At 60.9% G+C, this 18,406-nt stretch carries 17 protein-coding genes and 1 other RNA gene; 17 read left to right on the plus strand and 1 reads right to left on the minus strand.

From position 1 onward, the window contains the following. Window position 1: 1 nt before the first annotated feature. The 4 genes from pstB to ACWI6D_RS00210 all read left to right on the plus strand — a co-directional run bounded on the left by pstB (window position 2) and on the right by ACWI6D_RS00210 (window position 3,801). Entirely contained in the window at window positions 2-811 is an 810-nt protein-coding gene (pstB, locus tag ACWI6D_RS00195; RefSeq protein ID WP_449133212.1) for a phosphate ABC transporter ATP-binding protein PstB, read from the plus strand. Then, on the plus strand, window positions 811-1,485 hold the full coding sequence (locus tag ACWI6D_RS00200) for a phosphate signaling complex PhoU family protein (RefSeq protein ID WP_449133213.1): 675 nt from the start codon (window positions 811-813) through the stop codon (window positions 1,483-1,485). The genes pstB and ACWI6D_RS00200 overlap by 1 nt, the downstream gene beginning before the upstream one ends. Window positions 1,486-1,665: 180 nt before the next feature. Next, a complete protein-coding gene (locus ACWI6D_RS00205) occupies window positions 1,666-2,358 on the plus strand; it encodes a response regulator transcription factor (RefSeq protein WP_449133214.1) in 693 nt (230 codons plus the stop codon). A gap of 9 nt (window positions 2,359-2,367) precedes the next feature. After that, on the plus strand, window positions 2,368-3,801 hold the full coding sequence (locus tag ACWI6D_RS00210) for an ATP-binding protein (RefSeq protein WP_449133215.1): 1,434 nt from the start codon (window positions 2,368-2,370) through the stop codon (window positions 3,799-3,801). Window positions 3,802-3,818: 17 nt separating this feature from the next. Here the strand turns inward: ACWI6D_RS00210 and ssrS are convergent. Beyond that, a non-coding RNA gene (gene ssrS, locus ACWI6D_RS00215) (6S RNA) lies at window positions 3,819-3,993 on the minus strand. A gap of 202 nt (window positions 3,994-4,195) precedes the next feature. On the opposite strand from ssrS, the gene ACWI6D_RS00220 reads away from it, so the two are divergent. The 13 genes from ACWI6D_RS00220 (at window position 4,196) to ACWI6D_RS00280 (ending at window position 18,403) form a co-directional block, all read left to right on the plus strand. Further along, window positions 4,196-5,587, plus strand: a complete 1,392-nt coding sequence (locus ACWI6D_RS00220; RefSeq protein WP_288285317.1) for a replication-associated recombination protein A — start codon at window positions 4,196-4,198, stop codon at window positions 5,585-5,587. Window positions 5,588-5,705: 118 nt separating this feature from the next. Further along, window positions 5,706-6,317, plus strand: a complete 612-nt coding sequence (locus ACWI6D_RS00225) for a hypothetical protein (protein ID WP_449133216.1) — start codon at window positions 5,706-5,708, stop codon at window positions 6,315-6,317. A gap of 33 nt (window positions 6,318-6,350) precedes the next feature. After that, window positions 6,351-7,631 carry an AI-2E family transporter gene (locus ACWI6D_RS00230; protein ID WP_449133217.1) on the plus strand — a complete coding sequence of 427 codons (1,281 nt, stop codon included), beginning with the start codon at window positions 6,351-6,353 and terminating at the stop codon, window positions 7,629-7,631. Between the two features lie 51 nt (window positions 7,632-7,682). After that, the gene (alaS, locus tag ACWI6D_RS00235) at window positions 7,683-10,316 is read left to right on the plus strand and encodes an alanine--tRNA ligase (protein ID WP_449133218.1); all 2,634 of its coding nucleotides are present in this window, start codon (window positions 7,683-7,685) and stop codon (window positions 10,314-10,316) included. 85 nt (window positions 10,317-10,401) lie between these two features. Continuing rightward, on the plus strand, window positions 10,402-10,824 hold the full coding sequence (ruvX, locus tag ACWI6D_RS00240) for a Holliday junction resolvase RuvX (RefSeq protein ID WP_449133219.1): 423 nt from the start codon (window positions 10,402-10,404) through the stop codon (window positions 10,822-10,824). A 7-nt stretch (window positions 10,825-10,831) separates the two neighbouring features. After that, entirely contained in the window at window positions 10,832-11,983 is a 1,152-nt protein-coding gene (gene mltG / locus ACWI6D_RS00245) for an endolytic transglycosylase MltG (protein ID WP_449133220.1), read from the plus strand. Between the two features lie 6 nt (window positions 11,984-11,989). Next, entirely contained in the window at window positions 11,990-12,574 is a 585-nt protein-coding gene (locus ACWI6D_RS00250) for a YqeG family HAD IIIA-type phosphatase (protein WP_449133221.1), read from the plus strand. 97 nt (window positions 12,575-12,671) lie between these two features. Next, window positions 12,672-13,619 carry a shikimate dehydrogenase family protein gene (locus tag ACWI6D_RS00255; protein ID WP_449133222.1) on the plus strand — a complete coding sequence of 316 codons (948 nt, stop codon included), beginning with the start codon at window positions 12,672-12,674 and terminating at the stop codon, window positions 13,617-13,619. A gap of 63 nt (window positions 13,620-13,682) precedes the next feature. Then, complete coding sequence (gene aroC / locus ACWI6D_RS00260) at window positions 13,683-14,858, plus strand: chorismate synthase (protein ID WP_449133223.1); 1,176 nt, start codon at window positions 13,683-13,685, stop codon at window positions 14,856-14,858. Between the two features lie 20 nt (window positions 14,859-14,878). Beyond that, complete coding sequence (locus ACWI6D_RS00265) at window positions 14,879-15,550, plus strand: shikimate kinase (protein WP_449133224.1); 672 nt, start codon at window positions 14,879-14,881, stop codon at window positions 15,548-15,550. After that, a complete protein-coding gene (gene aroB / locus ACWI6D_RS00270; RefSeq protein ID WP_449133225.1) occupies window positions 15,532-16,641 on the plus strand; it encodes a 3-dehydroquinate synthase in 1,110 nt (369 codons plus the stop codon). Before ACWI6D_RS00265 ends, aroB begins: the two co-directional genes overlap by 19 nt. A 105-nt stretch (window positions 16,642-16,746) precedes the next feature. Beyond that, window positions 16,747-17,259: a type II 3-dehydroquinate dehydratase gene (gene aroQ / locus ACWI6D_RS00275; protein WP_449133226.1), complete on the plus strand. Its 513-nt coding sequence runs from the start codon at window positions 16,747-16,749 to the stop codon at window positions 17,257-17,259. Beyond that, complete coding sequence (locus ACWI6D_RS00280; protein WP_449133227.1) at window positions 17,249-18,403, plus strand: M24 family metallopeptidase; 1,155 nt, start codon at window positions 17,249-17,251, stop codon at window positions 18,401-18,403. Before aroQ ends, ACWI6D_RS00280 begins: the two co-directional genes overlap by 11 nt. Window positions 18,404-18,406: the final 3 nt, after the last annotated feature.

Raw genomic sequence — 18,406 nt, forward strand, 5'->3', positions numbered from 1 at the left:
CATGACGAATTACGAACAAGGAAGCGAAGCGGTAAGCCCGGCGCAGGCGTCTGGCGTAGACGCGGAGCCCATGATTTCCATTCGCGACTTCAACCTGTGGTACGACGATTTCCAGGCGCTGAAAAACATCACGCTCGACATCCCGAAAAACCGCGCTACGGCGTTCATCGGGCCTTCGGGCTGCGGCAAGTCCACGCTGCTGCGCACGTTCAACCGCATGTGCGACTTCGTGCCCACGGTGCGCTGCGAAGGCTCCATCAAGCTGGCGGGAACCGACATTTTCGCCGGCGATGCCAACGCGCTGCGCGTACGGGTGGGCATGGTGTTCCAGCACCCCAACCCGTTCCCTATGAGCATTCGCGACAACATCCTGTACGGCCCGCGTCGCATGGGCAAACTCGGGCGTTCCGAAGCCGATGAGCTGGTGGAACGTTGCCTTACCGACGCCGGGCTGTTCGATGAGGTCAAAGACAAGCTGGGGCAATCGGGCCTGGGGCTTTCCGGCGGCCAGCAGCAGCGCCTGTGCATTGCGCGCGCTTTGGCCACCAAGCCCGAGGTGCTGCTGATGGACGAACCCACCAGCGCGCTCGACCCGCTGTCTACGGCGCTTATCGAGGAGCTGATGGTGCAGTTGGCGCGCGAGCGCACCGTGGTGGTGGTTACGCACAACATGCAGCAGGCCACGCGCGTGGCCGACAAGACGGCGTTTTTCTACCTGGGCGAGCTTATCGAGGCCGGCCCCACGAAGCAGCTGTTCGGCAACCCGCGGCAGCAGAAAACGAGAGACTACCTGACAGGAAGGTTCAGCTGATGCAAACGCGTACGAAATATCTCGAGAAGCTGGAAGACCTCAGCGCGCTTTTGGGGCAGCTCGGCGAGAAGTCGGTGCTTGACGTGCGCGCGGTTGGTCGCGCCTTGGCGGGCGAGGAGCAGGCTGCGGAAGGCGTGGTGGCGGGCGACAAGGCAAGCCGTCATTTGCGTTCGGCCATCGAGGATAGGTGCCTTGACATCATGTTGATGCAGCAGCCGCTGGTGGCCGATGATTTGCGCGAGGTAACGGGTGCGTTCCGCATCGTCAGCGACCTGGCGCATATCGAGGAGATGGCGCGCGATGTGGCGTATCTGTCGCAGCAGCTGACGCCGAAGGCAACCTCGCACCTGTCTGACGAGTTTGCGCAGGCCACGGACAAGGTTTCGAACATGGTGGCCCTGGCGGTGAAGGCGTTTGCGGACGCGGACGTTGCGCTTGCGCAGCGCGTGTTCGCTATGGACGACGCCGTGGACGACCTGTACGATCGCTGCGAGCAGGTGATCGTCGAGGTGATTCGCAGCGAAAGCTCGGGTGCGCGCCACCTCACGGAGCTTTTGATGGTGGCGAAGTATTTCGAGCGCATGGGCGACGATGCCGAGCGCATTGCCGGTTGGGCAGTTTTCCGCGCAACGGGCGAGCATGCGTTACACTCTGCAGATACGGAAAAAGACTAGCAAAACGCTAGGTCGGGCGCAGCGGCGCAGCGGCAGCGTTTCGGAAACGGTTGAAGGTGCAGCGATGATTTACTATCTAGAAGATTCGAAGGTCCGGTGGACCTTCGAACCCCGAGCACGGCGGAGCCGGGCGCAGGGGCGCGGTGGGGTCGTCGCTGCCAGTCTGTTTGGGGTGCAGCGATGATTTACTATCTAGAAGACGATACCAATATTCGCGACCTGACGGTGTATGCGTTGCATCAGACGGGGCTTGATGCCGTGGGGTTCGCTAATGCGCGCGATTTCTTCGCCGCTTGCCGTGAAACGCTGCCTGAGCTTGTGCTGCTTGACATCATGCTGCCCGAAATCGACGGCCTTGAGGTGCTGCGCCGCCTGCGCGAAAATCCCGCAACCAAAACGCTGCCCATCATGATGCTTACGGCGAAGGGCACCGAATTCGACAAGGTGACGGGGCTCGACTCGGGCGCCGACGATTACCTGGCGAAGCCGTTCGGCATGATGGAGCTGGTCAGCCGCGTGAACGCGCTGCTGCGTCGCGCGGCAACGCCAACGGTTGCCCCAGGCAACGACTTGGTGTGCAGCCCCGTTGAGCTGCACGTGCTGGCTCACACCGTTGCAGCCGGCGGTTCGCCTGTCGAGTTGACGCTGAAGGAGTTCGACCTGCTGCGCGCGCTGATGCAGAACGAGGGGCGCGTGCTTTCGCGCGGCCAGCTGCTTGAGGACGTGTGGGGCATGACGTTCGTGGGCGAAACGCGCACGGTCGATGTGCACATTCAAACGCTGCGTCAGAAGCTCTCCGCCGCCTGCCCCGGTGCCGACGGACTCATCAAAACGGTGCGCGGCGTGGGTTATTGCATCAAGCGTTCTGAATAGGAACAACCTATGGGACCTTCAAGCGAGCGCCTCAGGAGTCTTTCGGGGCGCATCTTCACAAGCGTGCTCGTGTTCACGCTTGGCATCGTGCTGGTGTTCGCCGTGGCCTTGACCAGCATCTTCTATTACTCATACGAGCGCGATGCCGAGCAGGCGCTGTCCGAGGCGGCTTCGCGCGCGGCGTCGTATCTTGACGACGCCCCTGCCTCCGACGTTACCACGTTGCTTTCCCAGCAGTTCAGCGGAGTGACGCGCTACACGCTTATCAGCGAAAACGGCCTGGTGCTCTACGATAGCCAGGCAAACGCCGATCAAATGGACAACCATGCGTCGCGCCCTGAGGTTAGCCAGGCCGCCCGCACGGGCGGGGCGGTAAGCATGCGCTATTCTGACACGCTTGGCACCGACACGGTATATGCCGCCGAAAAGCTGTCCGACGGCCGCATCGTGCGCCTTTCGGAAACGCGTCACTCGCTGTTCGCGTTCTTGGGCGAAATGCTCTTGCCCGTTGTGGTGGCGCTGGTCATGGCTGCCGGCCTGGTGTTTCTGCTTTCGCGCATCCTGACGAAGCATATCATGAAGCCCATCGATGCGCTTGACATGGTCGAGCCGCTTGAGAACGAGATTTACGAGGAAATGGTGCCGCTGCTGCAGCGCATCGACGATCAGCAAACGCTGCTCAAGAAGCAGAACAAAGAGCTTGCCGAGGCCGAATCGATGCGCCGCGACTTCTCCAGCAACGTCAGCCACGAAATGAAAACGCCGCTGCAGGTCATTTCGGGATACGCCGAGCTCATGAAGAACGACATGGTGCTGCCGGGCGATCGCCAGAAGTTCGCGGGCCTTATCTACGACGAGGCCCAGGCGATGCGTGGGCTTATCAATGACGTGCTGACGCTGTCGAAGCTCGACGAAAGCGCGTTCACGCGCGAGGACCTTCCCATCGACGTGCGCGGCGTGGCCGACCGCATGGCCGACCGGCTGTCCTCGTTCGCCTCTGACCGGGATGTTTCCGTCAAGGTGGAAGGCGATTCCGCGTTCATCCGCGGCAGCGAGACGCTGGCCGAGGAGATGTTGTACAACCTTATCGAAAACGGCATCCGCTACAACCGCGAAGGCGGCACGGTAAGCGTGCGCGTGTCGCGCCGGCCCGCCCAGGCTGTCGATGTCGTGGCGTTTCGCGAAGAGGGTGCGGAGGGCGTCATCCGCGAATTGGTGGAAGTGCGCGTGTCTGATACGGGGCCAGGTGTTCCGGAAAATATGCGCGAGAAGATTTTCGAGCGCTTCTTCCGCCTGGATAAAAGTCGTTCGAAGGAAACGGGCGGCACGGGCCTTGGCCTGGCCATCGTGAAGCATGCCGTGCAGTATCACCATGGTGTGATTGCCGTTGAGGGCAAGCTTGGCGAGGGAACTACGTTCGTTTTGATGTTCCCCGGCGCGTAGGGCGAAAAAGGGCGCAAAAAAGTTCCGCCCCTGGCCGGAAGGATGAACCCACCTCAGTCAAGGTGGGTGCTCGCAGCATGCTTCCCGGCTTTCGTGCCAACGGGCACGAATCTCCGTTCCACAGGCTATCTTGAGCTCCCTCAGAAATAGCATCGGTCCATCGCAAAAGTACGGCGACAAGGGCGGAACCTGTCTTTGAGTATATGAGGCTTCAAGCCAAAGTAAAGTCTTGACACAATCGGCGAAACGTAGCAGAGGGCTACCTTGTTTCGCCGATTGTTTTTGGACGGGTTTGTGTGGCTGCGAAGTTGCTGCCGAGGTTGGAGAATTGCCCGCTAGGCAAACAAACGTTCGCATGGTATCATGGGTGCCCAATCAAGAAGCGAGGTCGGGCATGGACACATTATTCACGGCAATGGAAAACGAGCGGAAACAGCAGGTCGCGCCGCTGGCGGTGCGCATGCGTCCGCGCACGCTTGAAGATGTGGTGGGGCAGGCCGACGCCGTGGGCCCGGGCAGCTGGCTGCGCACGGCCATCGAACAGGACAACGTCAGCTCCGTTATTTTGTACGGCCCTGCCGGAACGGGGAAAACATCTATCGCGCACGTTATCGCGGAAACAACGAAAGCGGCGTTCGTGGAGGTTTCCGCTATCGGCGGCACGGTGTCTGATCTGCGCCGTGAAATCGACGCGGCAGAAAAGCGCTTGGCGCTCAACGGCTCGCGCACCATTTTGTTCGTCGACGAGATCCACCGTTTCAACCGCAGCCAGCAAGATGCACTGCTGCATGCGGTGGAGAACCGCGTGGTGGTGTTGGTGGGCGCTACTACCGAAAACCCGTTTTTCGAAGTGAACTCGGCGCTTATCAGCCGTTCGCGCGTGGTGGAGCTGCACGGGCTTTCCGACGGCGATATCGCGCGTTTGGTCGACCGCGCTGTGGCCGACCCGCGTGGGCTTGACGGCTGCTACACGCTTGAGCCTGCGGCGCGCAGCGCCATCGTGCTTTTGGCGGGCGGGGACGGGCGTGCGTCGCTTACCACGCTTGAACTTGCGGCGGGCATGCAGAAGCCAGGTACGCGTCAAAAGCCTGCGGTTATCACGAAAGCCCAGGTGGAAAGCGCCACGCCGCATCGCGCTTTGCCGTACGACAAGAACAAGGATATGCATTACGACATCATATCCGCGTTTATCAAATCCATGCGAGGTTCCGATCCCGATGCGGCGCTGTACTGGCTTGCCCGCATGATCGACGGCGGGGAAGACCCGAAATACATTGCGCGGCGCATGTTCATCCACGCGTCTGAAGACGTTGGCAACGCCGATCCTCAAGCGCTGCTGGTGGCCGAGGCCGCATTCAAGGCTGCCGAGGTCATCGGGTACCCGGAGTGCCGCATCAACCTGGCGCAAGCGGCGGTGTACATTGCGCTTGCGCCGAAAAGCAACGCCGCGGAAGCTGGCATCGACGCCGCGTTGGCTGAGGTGCGCCATGGGCCGAAACGTGATGTGCCCGACTACCTGCGCGATCGTCATCGTCCGGGCTCGGAAAGCTATGGGGAGTATAAGTACCCGCACGACTATCCAGGTGGCTGGGTTGATCAGCGCTATTTGCCGCAGGGCCTTGAACGTGGATGCTTCTACCATCCGTCCGAAAGGGGCTGGGAGGCGTATCGCGTCGAGGCAACGGCGCGCGACCGCGCTCAGGCAGCGCATGCGGCGGCCGTTCGCGCCAAGCAACAGCAGCAACAACAGCGGCCGGCCGAAGGGCAAAACCCCACGTCCGAGTGATGGTAACCGCTGGGCAACCGCTATGAATGGCCAGTGTAGACGAACGCGCCCAACAGGTAGAATTCTTGCTGGCGTGCTATAGTTGGCGCGGATAACGTGCAGGTAAAGGAGGCGCTCGGTGGAATTCGGCGAGGTTATGGGCATGGTGCTGCCCGTCGTGTACGTGGTGGTCGGCATCGCTTTGATTTGGTTCGTGGTCGAGTTGGTTGTGACGGTGCGTAAAACCCGCACAACAGTCGACGAGATGAAGCAGCAGCTGGACCCGACGCTTGAAAGCGTGCAGCGCATCACGAAGTCGCTTGAACCCGTGGCCGACAAAGTCGACCCGCTTGTCGACCGCGTGTCTTTGACTGTGGACGCGGCGAATCTGGAAATCATGCGCCTTGATCAAATTCTGGAAGACGTCGGCGAAATCACTGATTCCGCCTCTAATGCGGTCGGTGCGGTTGAAACCGTTACGAACGCCCCTATGGAAATCATGAACAACGTCACGTCGAAGGTGCGTGACAAGCTGAAGACGAAGCGCGCAAGCGACGAATCCGTTGCTTTGGGCGAAGCGAAGGCGAAAGCGCAGGCCGCGGCTTTGGCCGGCGCCGCCGATGCAGCTGCGGACAAAGCGGGCAAGCAAGAAGATGCGCCTGCAAGCGAAGCCGCTGCTCAGGCAAAAGAGCTTGCGGATGAAGGCCCTGCCTATTTCACGTACGGTCAAGAGGGCGGCAAAGCCGAATAGCACTTCGTTGCATGCGTTAAGGGGTTGATTGAGGTGTCGGACAACGCGGATCTTCGCATGGAGAAGACCAAGCGCTGGTTTTTGGTGGTGTGGACGTGCGTGGGCGGCATCTTGCTCACCGGCGTTTTCGTGTACCTCATCAACATCTTAAGCGTTCCGGTTGCCATCCTTCTTTGGACGGTCGTCATTGTGTTTTGCCTGCGCGGCACGGTGAACAAGCTGGAATCGAAAGGAGTGCCGCGCATAGCGGGAACGGCCATCGCATACGTGCTCATGGTCGTTGTCCTGGCACTGGTGTTCTTCTTGATGTTCTCGCCGGCGTTCGGCTTTGGCGATCAGTTTAAGGATCTGCTTCAAAGCATCCCTGGATACATCAACGATTTGATGAGCTTAGCGAACGGCGTGTATGCCCAATACTCCGACGTATTTCAGAACGATTCCGTGCAAAAGTATCTCAATGATGCGCTTTCCGCCTTGGGCTCGGCAGCGTCGGATGTTGCGCGTCAAAGCGCTACGGGTATGGTTGCCTTTGGTACTGGCCTGGTGAACACATGCATGGCAATAGGCTTTGCGCTGGTCATTGCGTTTTGGATTCTTATCGAGTTGCCCGCCCTTGGTCGCGAAACCATGCGGCTCGCCGGTCCGAATCGCGCCGAGACCATGGCCATGCTGCATGTAACGTTCACGCGTGTCATGGGCGGTTACATCAAGGGCACGCTTATCCAGTGCGGCATCATCGGTGTGGGCTGTGGCATTCTGTTTGCCATTCTTGATATTCCTAACTATGCCGCTCTGGGCGTTATCGCGGGTATCTTGAACATTATTCCCATCGTGGGTCCCTGGCTTGGCGGCGCCTTGGCGGCAATTGTCGGCGTGTTCGTCAGCCCTTGGATTGCGGTGGCGGCGCTGGTGGGCACCATCGTTATCCAACAAGTGGTGTACACGTTCGTTTCGCCGAAGATCATGGCGTCTTCCGTTGATACCCACCCTGCATTGACATTGATTGCCTTGATGGCCGGCAGCGCTATCGGTGGCGCCATGAGCGGCTTCACCGGCTCGCTTGTGGGCATGCTGGCATCTATTCCCGCCGTGGCGGTTATGAAGTCCGTTTTCGTGTATTATTTCGAAAAGCATACCGGGCGTCAGCTGGTGGCGGAAGACGGCGTGTTCTTCCAGGGAACGCCAAAATCCGATGGCACGCTCGACCCCATTGCGGACGCCACATCGCCGCATCCGGATATATCGGCGGCAATAGAGCGCGTGAAGGTTGATGGCGGCAAAGGCCCGTTCGGCAAGCGCAAAGGAAAGCAATAAGCTCGCACAAGCTGCGGGTATGCAATAAGGCAGAGTTAGAAAGACAGGCACATGAAGTACATGACAAGCGCGGAGATCCGCGAGAAGTACTTGAAATTCTTCGAGGAAAAAGGCTGCAAGCGATTGCCGTCCTCCTCGCTTATCCCCGACGATCCGTCGCTGCTGCTCACCAGCGCCGGCATGGTGCAGTTCAAGCCCTACTTCCTGCATCAAAAGGAGCTTGACCCCACCTACATCGGCACCACCACCGTTCAGAAGTGCGTGCGCACGAACGACATCGACAACATCGGCGATGCCCGTCACCTTTCGTTCTTCGAAATGCTTGGCAACTTCAGCTTCGGCCGCTATTTCAAGAAGGAAATGTGTGCATGGGCCTTCGAGTTCTCCACTGAGGTTCTGGGGCTGCCGAAGGAAAAGCTGTACTTCACCGTCTTCGAAGACGATGACGAAACCATCGAAATCTGGAAGTCTTTGGGCGTTGCCGAAGACCACATCTCCAAGCTTGGCGAAGAGGATAACTTCTGGCGCGCCGGTCCTACCGGTCCGTGCGGGCCGTGCTCCGAGATTTATTTCGATCAGGGTCCCGAGGTTGGCTGCGGCAAGCCCGATTGCAAGCCCGGCTGTGATTGCGACCGCTTCCTCGAGTACTGGAACTGCGTGTTCACACAGTTCGACGGCCAGGAAGACGGCACGCTTGCTCCGCTGCAAACGAAGAACATCGATACCGGTATGGGCCTTGAGCGCATGGCTGCCATCATGCAGGGCGTTACGAACAACTACGATACCGATGTGCTGCGCAGCCTTGTTGCGGTGGGCGAGCGCTTGGCGGGCGTGGAGTACGGCAAGGACGAAGCAGCTGACTTGTGTCTGCGCATCATCGCCGACCACAGCCGTTCGGTCACGTTCATGATTGCCGACGGCATTCTGCCGTCTAACGAGGGCCGCGGCTACGTGCTGCGTCGTCTGCTGCGCCGCGCGGTTATGAAGGGCCATATGCTCGGCCTCGACAAGCCGTTCCTGAACGAGTACGTGGACGAAGTCGTGAAGCTTATGGGCAGCGTGTATCCTGAAATCGTGGAGAACCGTGAGCTTATCCGCGGCATCATCCTGTCCGAGGAAGAGCGCTTCGGCGCCAACCTGCGCCAGGGCCGCGCGTTCCTTTCCGACGCGCTTGATAAGCTTGATGGCACGGTGCTGCCGGGCGATCAAGCATTCACGCTGCATGACACTTACGGCTTCCCGGTCGACATCACGCGCGAGCTGTGCGAAGAGCGTGGAGTTGAGGTTGATATGGATGGCTTTGAGCGTTGCATGGAACAGCAGCGCGAGCGCGCCCGTGCCGCAAACGTGAAGGACGCGGAAGCGGCCTGGAGCACGTACGGCGGCGTGCATGCTGACCTACTCAAGGAGCTTGGAGCGACGAAGTTCGTCGGTTATCAAGAGCTTTCCGCCCAGGCAACCGTGAAAGCTTTGGTGAAGGATGGCACTCGCGTAAACGAGCTTGCTGCTGGTCAGCAGGGCGAGGTTGTGCTTGATGTCACGCCGTTCTACGCCGAAATGGGTGGCGAGGTCGGCGACACGGGCGTTATCGCTTGCGACGGCGTGAAGGCCGAGGTCATCGATACGAAGGCTCCCGAAAAGGGCCTGGTGTGCCACGTGGTGAAGGTGGTCGAGGGCACGCTGTGCGCTGAACAGGTCGTCACTGCCACCGTGGAAGCCGGTCGCCGCGCTCGCGTTACGCGCAACCACACGGCTACGCACATTCTGCATGCGGCGCTTCGCCAGGTGCTTGGCGAGCATGTGTCCCAGGCAGGCAGCTACGTCGGTCCCGATCGCTTGCGTTTCGACTTCACGCATTTTGCCGCGGTCACGCCCGAGCAGCTGGCCGAAGTTGAGCGCGTTGCGAACGAGTTCATCATGTCCGCTACGCCTACGAACATCTACGAGACGTCGCTTGATGCTGCCCGCGAAGGCGGCGTGATGGCGCTGTTCGGCGAGAAGTACGGCGAGCAGGTGCGCGTTGTCGAGTGCGGCACGTTCTCTCGCGAGCTGTGCGGTGGCTGCCATGTTGCCAATACTGCCGAAATCGGCCTGATGAAGATCACCAGCGAAACAAGCGTCGGCGCGAACGTGCGCCGCATCGAGGCTGTCACCAGCTTTGGCGCGCTTGAATACATCAACAAAGTTGAGTCCGAGCTGAAGGAAACCGCCGAGGAGCTGCGCGTGCCGCTGTTCGACGTGTCCGAGCGTACGGCTGCTAACATCAAGCAACTGCGCGAGTTCACAAAGAAGGCAAAGCAGAGCAAGGGCATCGTGTCCGACGACAACATCACGAAGCTTGTGGATTCCGCAGTTGCATCTGCTGCTGGCTATCCCGTCATCATCTCTCGCGTGAAAGTTGCCGATGCAGGAGCTCTGCGCAACGGCTGGGATATCTTGCATGCACGTATGCCCAAGCCGGGCGCATGCGTGCTGATCGGCGAGAAAGACGGTAAAGCCGTGCTCATGGCTGCCGGTTCGCCTGAAGCGGTTGAGGCAGGCTTTAACGCTGGTGCCATCATCAAGGTCATTGCCCCTTGCGTGCAGGGTGGTGGCGGCGGCAAGCCTTCCATGGCGCAGGCTGGCGGCAAGAACGCCGCGGGCATCGATGATGCTCTGGAAGCTGCTCGCAAGATGCTGCTGTAGCTTTAGCTTTCGCAATGTGCGCCCCGCAGCAACAAGCTGCGGGGCGTTTTCGTGTCTAAGGTTATCTGGTAAAGTAAGGATTACTATGAGAATTCTTGCATTGGATATCGGCCAAACGCGTATCGGCGTTGCCGTCAGCGACCCACGCGAGCGCGTGGCGTCTCCTGTATGCGTACTTCCTGCAAACGATGCGCTGGCAAATGCGAAAAGCTGGCGTCGCGTGTTGGAGGATTGGGAGCCGGAATTGCTGCTCTCCGGCCTTCCGTACACGCTTTCGGGCGAAGAAGGCCCGCAGGCGGCGCGTATCCGAGAGGTTGCCGGCAAAATCGGCAAGGCCGCAAGCCTCCCCGTTGAGTTCACCGATGAGCGTTTAAGCTCGCAGGAGGCCAAGCGCAGTTTGCGTGAAAGCGGCATGTCGGAACGCGATATGCGCGGCAAAATCGATATGATTGCAGCAAGCGTGTTCTTGCAAGCATGGCTTGACGCACGCAATTCCAGCGAAAGGTAAGTAATCTATGCCCCTTCGTAAGCAAGTGACGTATTCCCGTCGTCCGAACCACGCAGCCCGTTCTGCCCACGCACGCGGCGACCGCATGTTCCGCACGTATGATACCAGCTATATCCAGCCGAAACGCAGCAAAGTGCCCGCAATCGCGTTCACTGTGGTGCTGGTGCTGGTAGTGCTGGCCATCCTGTGGTTTGTCGGCTCTTCAGTGGCAAGCTGCATGTCGCCGAAGGCGGAACTTTTGGCCGATGGCGAACAGGCAACGGTTGTGGTCAGCGATGGCGAAGGGGCCAATGACATTGGCAAGGCGCTTGTCGACGCTAAGCTGGTGTCCACTTCGAAGGACTTCACCGACCGCGTAAACGCGTTAGGCGCCGCTGCGGATCTGAAGCCGGGCACGTATGTGTTCACTGGCGGTGCATCGGTCGACGACATCATCTCATCGCTGCAGGCGGGTCCTGTTACCGCAACGCTTACCATCCCCGAAGGTTATCGCCTTAGCGAAATCGCTTCGGCGGTGGAAGCGGCGACGAACGGCAACGTGACCGCGGACGATTTTACGAACGCAGCTTCAAATGCAAGCGTGTATGCGGGCGACTTCAGCTTCCTGGAGTCGGCAGGCGCGAACAGCCTGGAGGGATTCCTGTTCCCGAAGACGTACGACATCTCCCCTGACGCTACGGCCGACAGCCTCATTCGCGCCATGCTTACGCAGTTCCAAACCGAAACGGCGGGCCTTGATTGGTCGTATCCGCAATCCCAGGGCCTGTCGCTGTACCAGGCAGTCAACCTTGCTTCTATCGTTGAAAAGGAATCCAGCGGCGATGAAGGCGTGCGCGCGCAGGTGGCCTCGGTGTTCTACAATCGCTTGACCACGCAAGGCGAGCCGAGCAACGGTCTTTTGCAGTCCGATGCCACCACGGCTTATGTTGTCGGTCACGATCCCACGCCTGAAGAGGTGCACGCCGATTCCCCGTACAGCACATACACGAACCCGGGTCTGCCGCCTACGCCCATCTGCTCGCCTTCCATCGAGTGCTTGCAGGCGGTGTGCGCACCGAACAAAGACGCACTGGGCAAGTACTACTTCTTCTATTTCGAGGGCGACAACTATCAGTTCAGCGAAACGTACGACGAACATCAGGCCACGTATTCCTCGTAGGTGACCATGTCGTATCTGCAGCCCGAACGGTATTTCTCGCGCATCTCTCACATCAACATCAAACGGGACCTGCTTGATTGTGGGTTCCGTTTCGTGTTGCTTGACATCGACAACACTATCCTTTCGCGCGCCACGCACGACGTGCCGCGTGACGTGGGGCTATGGCTTGCGCAGGCGCGCGATGCCGGCGTGCAATTTTGCTTGGTGTCGAACAACTGGCACGAAAACGTGCATCAGCTTGCCAACAGGCTGTCCATGCCCATCGTGGCGAAGGCCATGAAGCCCATACCGGCCGCCTTGTTCGTGGCTATGCACAAGCTGGGTGCGAAGCGTGCCGAAACGGTGATGGTGGGCGATCAGCTGTCCACCGATGTGCTTGCTGCGCATAACGCGGGCATTTCCGCGTATCTGCTGGCCCCGCTGGTTGAGCAAGACCTTAAGCATACGCGCTATGTTCGCATGGTCGAGCGCGCTATCTTGGGCGATGCGCTTCCCGAAGGCGGCGTGCCGCAACCAGCGCATGCCGAGTCCGGAAACGCTGCCTTGTGCGAATGCGCAAGCGGCACGGAAGCCGCCTCTCCAAAGCTCTAGCTCGCCGCTCAGGATTTAACGGTGCGAGAGCCGATGACATTGGTATGATGGAATCCCTGCAAATCTGCAGGCTCTTTTGCAATGAGGAAGGAATTCCATGACCGAGCAGAGCGAAGGCGAACGCCTCTATATTCTGGGGCACCCTGTTGCGCATTCGAAATCGCCGGTAATGTACAACGCCGTGTACGGTGCGTGCGGTCTTCCGTGGACGTACGATTTCGCCGATTATGCGGAGCTGGACGATGCCCGTACGTTTCTGGATGAACGTCAATTCCTGTCGATCAACATCACCACTCCGTATAAGCCTTTGGCCTTCGAAGCCGCAACTCGCAAAGATCCTAGCGCCGTGCTGGCGCAAGGGGCGAACGTGCTGGTGCGCGAAGACGACGGGCTTGCGGGCTACAACACCGATGGCGCGGGTTGCGTGCGTTTCCTGGAGTTGATGGGCGTGCGCTTCGAAGGCAAGCGCGTTGCCGTGTGTGGCACAGGCCCCACGGCGCTTTCCATCATGCACGCATGCGCCGTTGCCGGCGCCGACTCGCTCATGCTGCTGTCGCGCGACGAGCAGCGCGCTCGACGCGTGCTTGAAGGCTATATCGATCGGTTTGGCCTGCTCATGAGCACGGCCGAGGGGGAGGCGCCCGGCAGCAATGGCAAGCGAAGCCTGCGCGAGGCGTACGAGGTCCCCACGTTCCGCTTTGGTTCTTACGGAAGCGCGGCCGATTTTATCGCGTCGGCCGATATCATCATCAACGCAACGCCGCTTGGCATGAAGCCCGGTGACCCGGCGCCGTTCGGCACGAAGTTGTTGAGCGCGCGCCAGGTGGTCATGGACGCCGTTTACGCTGCAGGCCGCACGAAGCTGGTCGAGGACGCTTTGGCGGTTGGATGCCAGGCGTGCAACGGCGGCGGCATGTTGGTTGCCCAGGCTGTGGCAACGGCGCGCATCGTTTCCAAAGCGCAAAGCGTTGACCTGGCTATGAGCGATGCTGACATGTTCAACGCCATGGCGGATGCGGCGGGTTTCGACTGCCCCCGCGCGTAGCACAAACAACTCCGACGGCGCAACGGCATGCACCCGCCGCGCCCGATGCACGAAGGAATACACATGCGTTACTACACTGCAGGCGAAAGCCACGGACAAGGGCTTGTTGCCATCATCGAAGGCGTTCCCGCGGGCTTGAAGGTGTCCGAACAGCAGATCAACATCGACCTTGCGCGCCGCCAATCGGGCTATGGGCGCGGCGGTCGCCAGAAGATCGAGCGCGACACGGTGCAGGTTATCTCCGGCATCCGCTTCGGCCGTACCATGGGCAGCCCCGTTGCCATGATCGTGAAGAATCGCGACTGGGAAAACTGGACCGACCGTATGGCGCCGTTCGGCGAAGCGCCGCTTGACCTGGTGCGCGAGGTGACACCGCGTCCCGGCCATGCTGATTTGGTGGGCGCGCTGAAAACGAACACAGACGACTGCCGTAACATCCTAGAGCGCTCAAGCGCCCGCACCACGGCCCCGCGCGTGGCGGCCGCAGGCATTGCGCGCGAGTTCCTGGCCGAACTGGGCGTCGACATCTTCTCGTACGTCGTGTCCATCGGCAGCGTGTCCATGCGCGAGGAAGACCCGTACATGAACGCCGCGCAGTATACGCCGCTTGCCATTGAAACCAGCGAGGTGCGCTGTCCCGATGCCGAGGCAACCGAGGCCATGAAGCGCGAAATCGACCGCGCCATCAAAACGAAGGACAGCCTGGGCGGCACGTTCCGCGTGGTGGTGCGCGGCCTGCTTCCCGGCGTGGGCGATTACGCCGTGCCTACCGAGCGCCTCACGTCCACCATCGGCGGCGCGCTGTTCAGCATTCCCGCCATCAAGGGCGTGGAATTCGGCATGGGCTTCGAATGCGCCCGCCGTCCCGGCTCGCAGGTGCACGATCCCATCGAGCTTGATCGCGTGAACGCGAACTTCACGCGCACGTCAAACAATGCCGGCGGCCTTGAGGGCGGCATGACCACGGGCATGCCGCTGGTGGTCACGGCGGCCATGAAGCCCATTCCCACGCTGATGCAGCCCCTGCAAACGGTGAACCTCGACACGCTTGAGGTGGCGCAGGCCTCCAAGGAGCGCAGCGACGTGTGCGCCGTGCCCGCTGCCGCGGTGGTTGCGGAAGGAGAAGTGGCGTTTGCCCTGGCAGATGCCTATATGCGCAAGTTCGGTTCCGACAACATGGCCGATATCAAGGCCGCCATCAAAGCGTACAAGCAGCGACTGAACACCATGTCGCGCTAGCAAGTTAGGAAGGAAGTCCCATGGAAACGAAGGACGCGGAAAACCAGACCATCACGCCGGAAACGAATCCGATTGCCTATACGCTTTCGGTCACCACGCCCGACGAGGTTGTTGCCGTTGTGAACAGCCCCGAGCTCAAACCGGCAAGCCGCCCGGTGTACGAGCTTACGCGCAACGTGTTCTTCGTCGGCTTCATGGTTGCGGGTAAAACGTCCACGTCGCGCCGCTTGGCGCGCCAGTGCGGCTTGGCCACCATTGACCTTGACGCCTACATCGAGCGTCGCGAACGCCGCGCCATCAACCAGATCTTCGCCACGGAAGGCGAAGATGCGTTCCGTGCTATGGAAACCGAGGCGCTAGCCGAGTTTGCGCACAAAGGCCCCATGCTGGTGTCGTGCGGCGGCGGCATCGTGCTGCGCGAAGAAAACCGCGAAATCCTGAAGCAGAACGGCTTCGTGGTGTACCTGCAGGTCACGGCCGAGCAGGCTGTTGAGCGCGTCAGCGATGTTTCCACGCGTCCGCTGTTCAAAGACCTGGAAACGGCGCGCAAGACCATCGCGGGGCGCTTGCCCATGTACGAAGACGTTGCCAGCGTGTCCATCGATACGGTGGGCAAGTCCATCAACGTTGTTGCGCAGGAAATCCAGGACATCCTTGAGAAGGAGGGCGTGCTGTGCCTGCGACAAAAGTAGTGGTGAACATTCCCGGCGAGGTTGCGTACAACGTGCGCATCGGCGCGGGCGTGCTGGCCTCGCTGGGCCAGTCCATGCGCAACGTGCCGTTGCTTGCCGGCGCCGAGCAGGTGCTTGTCATCACGGACGCCAACGTTGGCCCTCTGTATCTCTCGCGAGCGAAAGCATCGCTGACCGAGGTGGGCTACCATGTGTCCGATATCTGCGTTCCCGCAGGTGAAGAGGCGAAATCCATCGCGGTGATCGGCGAGGTGTGGGAGGCCATGGCCGCGTTGGCGCTTGAACGCGACTGCGTGGTGGTAGCGCTTGGCGGCGGCTGCGTCGGCGACCTGGCGGGTTTTGCCGCGGCCACGTACATGCGCGGCGTGCAGGTGGTGCAGGTGCCCACTACGTTGCTATCCATGGTGGACTCAAGCGTCGGCGGCAAAACGGGCGTGAACCTGACGGCGGGCAAGAACCTTGTCGGCGCGTTCAAGCAGCCCGCATTCGTGTGCGCCGACACCGACGTGCTGGCAACGTTGCCGCCGCGCGAATGGGCGTGCGGTTGCGGCGAGGTGGCGAAGTCGGCGCTCATCGACGGCGACGAGTTCTTCTTCTGGCTTTCCGACCAGGCGCAGGCCATGGCAGCGCGCCAAGCCGACGTGGTTGCCGAGGCCATCGCGCGCTGCGTGGTGTTCAAGGCCGACGTGGTGGCGCAGGACAAAACGGAAAGCCGCGGTGTGCGCGAATGCCTGAACTATGGGCACACGTTGGCACACGCCATCGAGAAGCTGTCGGGCTACGGCACGTATTCCCATGGCCACGCCGTGGCGGAGGGCATGCGCTTCGCGGCGCTTTTGGGCGAGAGCCTGGTAGGCACACCGGCAGAGCTTGCCGAAGCGCAGGCACAGCTGCTTGATGCGTTGAACTTGCCGGCGCTTGACTGGAAGGCCACGCCGGAAAACGTGCTGGAAACCATGAAGCGCGACAAGAAGGCTCGCCACGGGCAGGTGCGCTTCATGCTGCTTGAGGACGTGGGCGCGTGGAAGCTCGTCGACGTGGACGATGCCACCATTTTGCGCCATCTGCAAACCTACTTCGCGGGCAAATAGCCTGCGCAACGCAAACGATACGGGCCGGGCGCATCGCCCGGCCTTTGCATTTCCCGCAAGCGGCGCCAAGCGCGGCATGCCGCCGCGGGGTGAAAGGAGCGTTTCGTGAAGAAAATCCTGCTGATGAACGGCCCGAATCTCAACATGCTGGGCATTCGCGAGCCGGGCGTGTACGGCAACAACACGCTGGCTGAGCTTGAGCGCCAGGTAATCGAGTACGGCGCGGCGCACGATTGCGAGGTGGAGTGCTTTCAGTCCAACCATGAAGGCGACCTGGTGGAGAAGATTCACGCCATGCACGGCGCGTGCGACGGCATCATCTACAATCCCGGTGCGCACACGCACTACTCTTACGCGTTGCGCGATGCGCTTGGCAGCGTCAGCACGCCGTGCGTGGAAGTGCACATCTCCGATGTTGATGCACGCGAGCCGTTTCGCCGCATCTCGGTGATTGCCCCGGCGTGCGTGGCGCAGGTGAAAGGGCGCGGCTTTGCGGGATATTGCGATGCGCTCGACATCTTGCTGGAAGGCGTGACCGAGCGCTTGGGCGAAGGGTATGAAAACCGCTATAAAAGCGGGCAAGTGATTATGGCAGGTCGTGATTATCGTGACGAATAGTATGAAAGCCCAGGCCGCAGGACGTCTGGCGCGTTTGCGCGAAGCGGCAGCACAAGCTGGCATCCGTACGTTTTTGGTGCGTGACACCGCAAGCATCGAATGGCTGACGGCGTTCGATAACGTGTTCGACGACGAGCAGGCGCATGCGCTGTTGGTCACGCCGCACGATGCGGTGCTGCACACCGATTCGCGCTATGCGGGCGCCGCGCGCAAGGCAGCTGCCGGCGAAGGCGTTATCACCGTTGACGATGCGCGCACGGGCCACGGCGCCTGGGTGGCCGATGTGTTCGCGGCGCGCCATGCGAACGCAGCGGGTGGCGTAGCGCCCGCCGACATCGTGCTGGGCATCGAGGACAGCATAACGCTTGCGGGTTTCCGAGCGCTCGAGCGCGCGCTCGCCGAGGCGCCGGCTGCCCCCCAGCTGCGCGAAACCACCGATTTCGTGCGGGCTTTGCGCGCGGTGAAGGAGCCGGCCGAGGTGGCGCGCATGAAGGCGGCGCAGGCCATCACCGACGCGGCGTTCAGCTACATCATCACGTTCATGAAGCCGGGCATGACCGAACGCGAAGTGCAGGTTGAGCTAGAGGATTGGATGCTTCGCCACGGCGCGTCGGGCCTGGCGTTTTCGTCTATCGTGGCCACGGGCGCAAACGGCGCAAGTCCGCACGCCATTCCCGGTGAAACGAAGCTTGAGGCGGGGCAATGCGTGGTCATGGACTTCGGCGCGCGGGCGCACGGCTATTGCTCCGACATGACGCGCACGGTGTTCATCGGGCAGCCGGACGCGAAGATGCGCAGCGCCTATGATGCCATGCGCCAGGCAAACGAGCAGGTTGAAGTTGCAATTCGCCCCGGCGTTACCGGTGCGGACATGCACCAGCTGGCCGAAGACGTGCTGGCGGCGGGCGGTTTTGCCGGCAAGATGGGCCACGGGCTTGGGCACGGCGTGGGCATCGACATCCACGAGGAGCCGGTGTTGTCGCCGCGCAACACCGCGCCGCTTGCGCCGGGCAACGTGGTCACAGTGGAACCGGGCATCTACCTTGAAGGCGAATTCGGCATGCGCTTGGAAGATTTCGGCGTGGTCACCGAAGAAGGCTTCGACGTGTTCACGCAATCTACGCATGAGATGGTTATACTGTAAAGG

Source organism: Senegalimassilia sp. (assembly GCF_977052095.1).

What these genes read in the sequence shown, in the direction of transcription:
- ruvX (WP_449133219.1), top strand. Translation starts at nt 10,402, where the DNA reads ATGAGAATTCTTGCATTGGATATCGGCCAAACGCGTATCGGCGTTGCC.
- ACWI6D_RS00250 (WP_449133221.1), top strand. Translation starts at nt 11,990, where the DNA reads ATGTCGTATCTGCAGCCCGAACGGTATTTCTCGCGCATCTCTCACATC.
- ACWI6D_RS00200 (WP_449133213.1), top strand. Translation starts at nt 811, where the DNA reads ATGCAAACGCGTACGAAATATCTCGAGAAGCTGGAAGACCTCAGCGCG.
- ACWI6D_RS00205 (WP_449133214.1), top strand. Translation starts at nt 1,666, where the DNA reads ATGATTTACTATCTAGAAGACGATACCAATATTCGCGACCTGACGGTG.
- ACWI6D_RS00265 (WP_449133224.1), top strand. Translation starts at nt 14,879, where the DNA reads ATGGAAACGAAGGACGCGGAAAACCAGACCATCACGCCGGAAACGAAT.
- mltG (WP_449133220.1), top strand. Translation starts at nt 10,832, where the DNA reads ATGCCCCTTCGTAAGCAAGTGACGTATTCCCGTCGTCCGAACCACGCA.
- aroC (WP_449133223.1), top strand. Translation starts at nt 13,683, where the DNA reads ATGCGTTACTACACTGCAGGCGAAAGCCACGGACAAGGGCTTGTTGCC.
- alaS (WP_449133218.1), top strand. Translation starts at nt 7,683, where the DNA reads ATGAAGTACATGACAAGCGCGGAGATCCGCGAGAAGTACTTGAAATTC.
- ACWI6D_RS00210 (WP_449133215.1), top strand. Translation starts at nt 2,368, where the DNA reads ATGGGACCTTCAAGCGAGCGCCTCAGGAGTCTTTCGGGGCGCATCTTC.
- ACWI6D_RS00255 (WP_449133222.1), top strand. Translation starts at nt 12,672, where the DNA reads ATGACCGAGCAGAGCGAAGGCGAACGCCTCTATATTCTGGGGCACCCT.
- pstB (WP_449133212.1), top strand. Translation starts at nt 2, where the DNA reads ATGACGAATTACGAACAAGGAAGCGAAGCGGTAAGCCCGGCGCAGGCG.
- ACWI6D_RS00220 (WP_288285317.1), top strand. Translation starts at nt 4,196, where the DNA reads ATGGACACATTATTCACGGCAATGGAAAACGAGCGGAAACAGCAGGTC.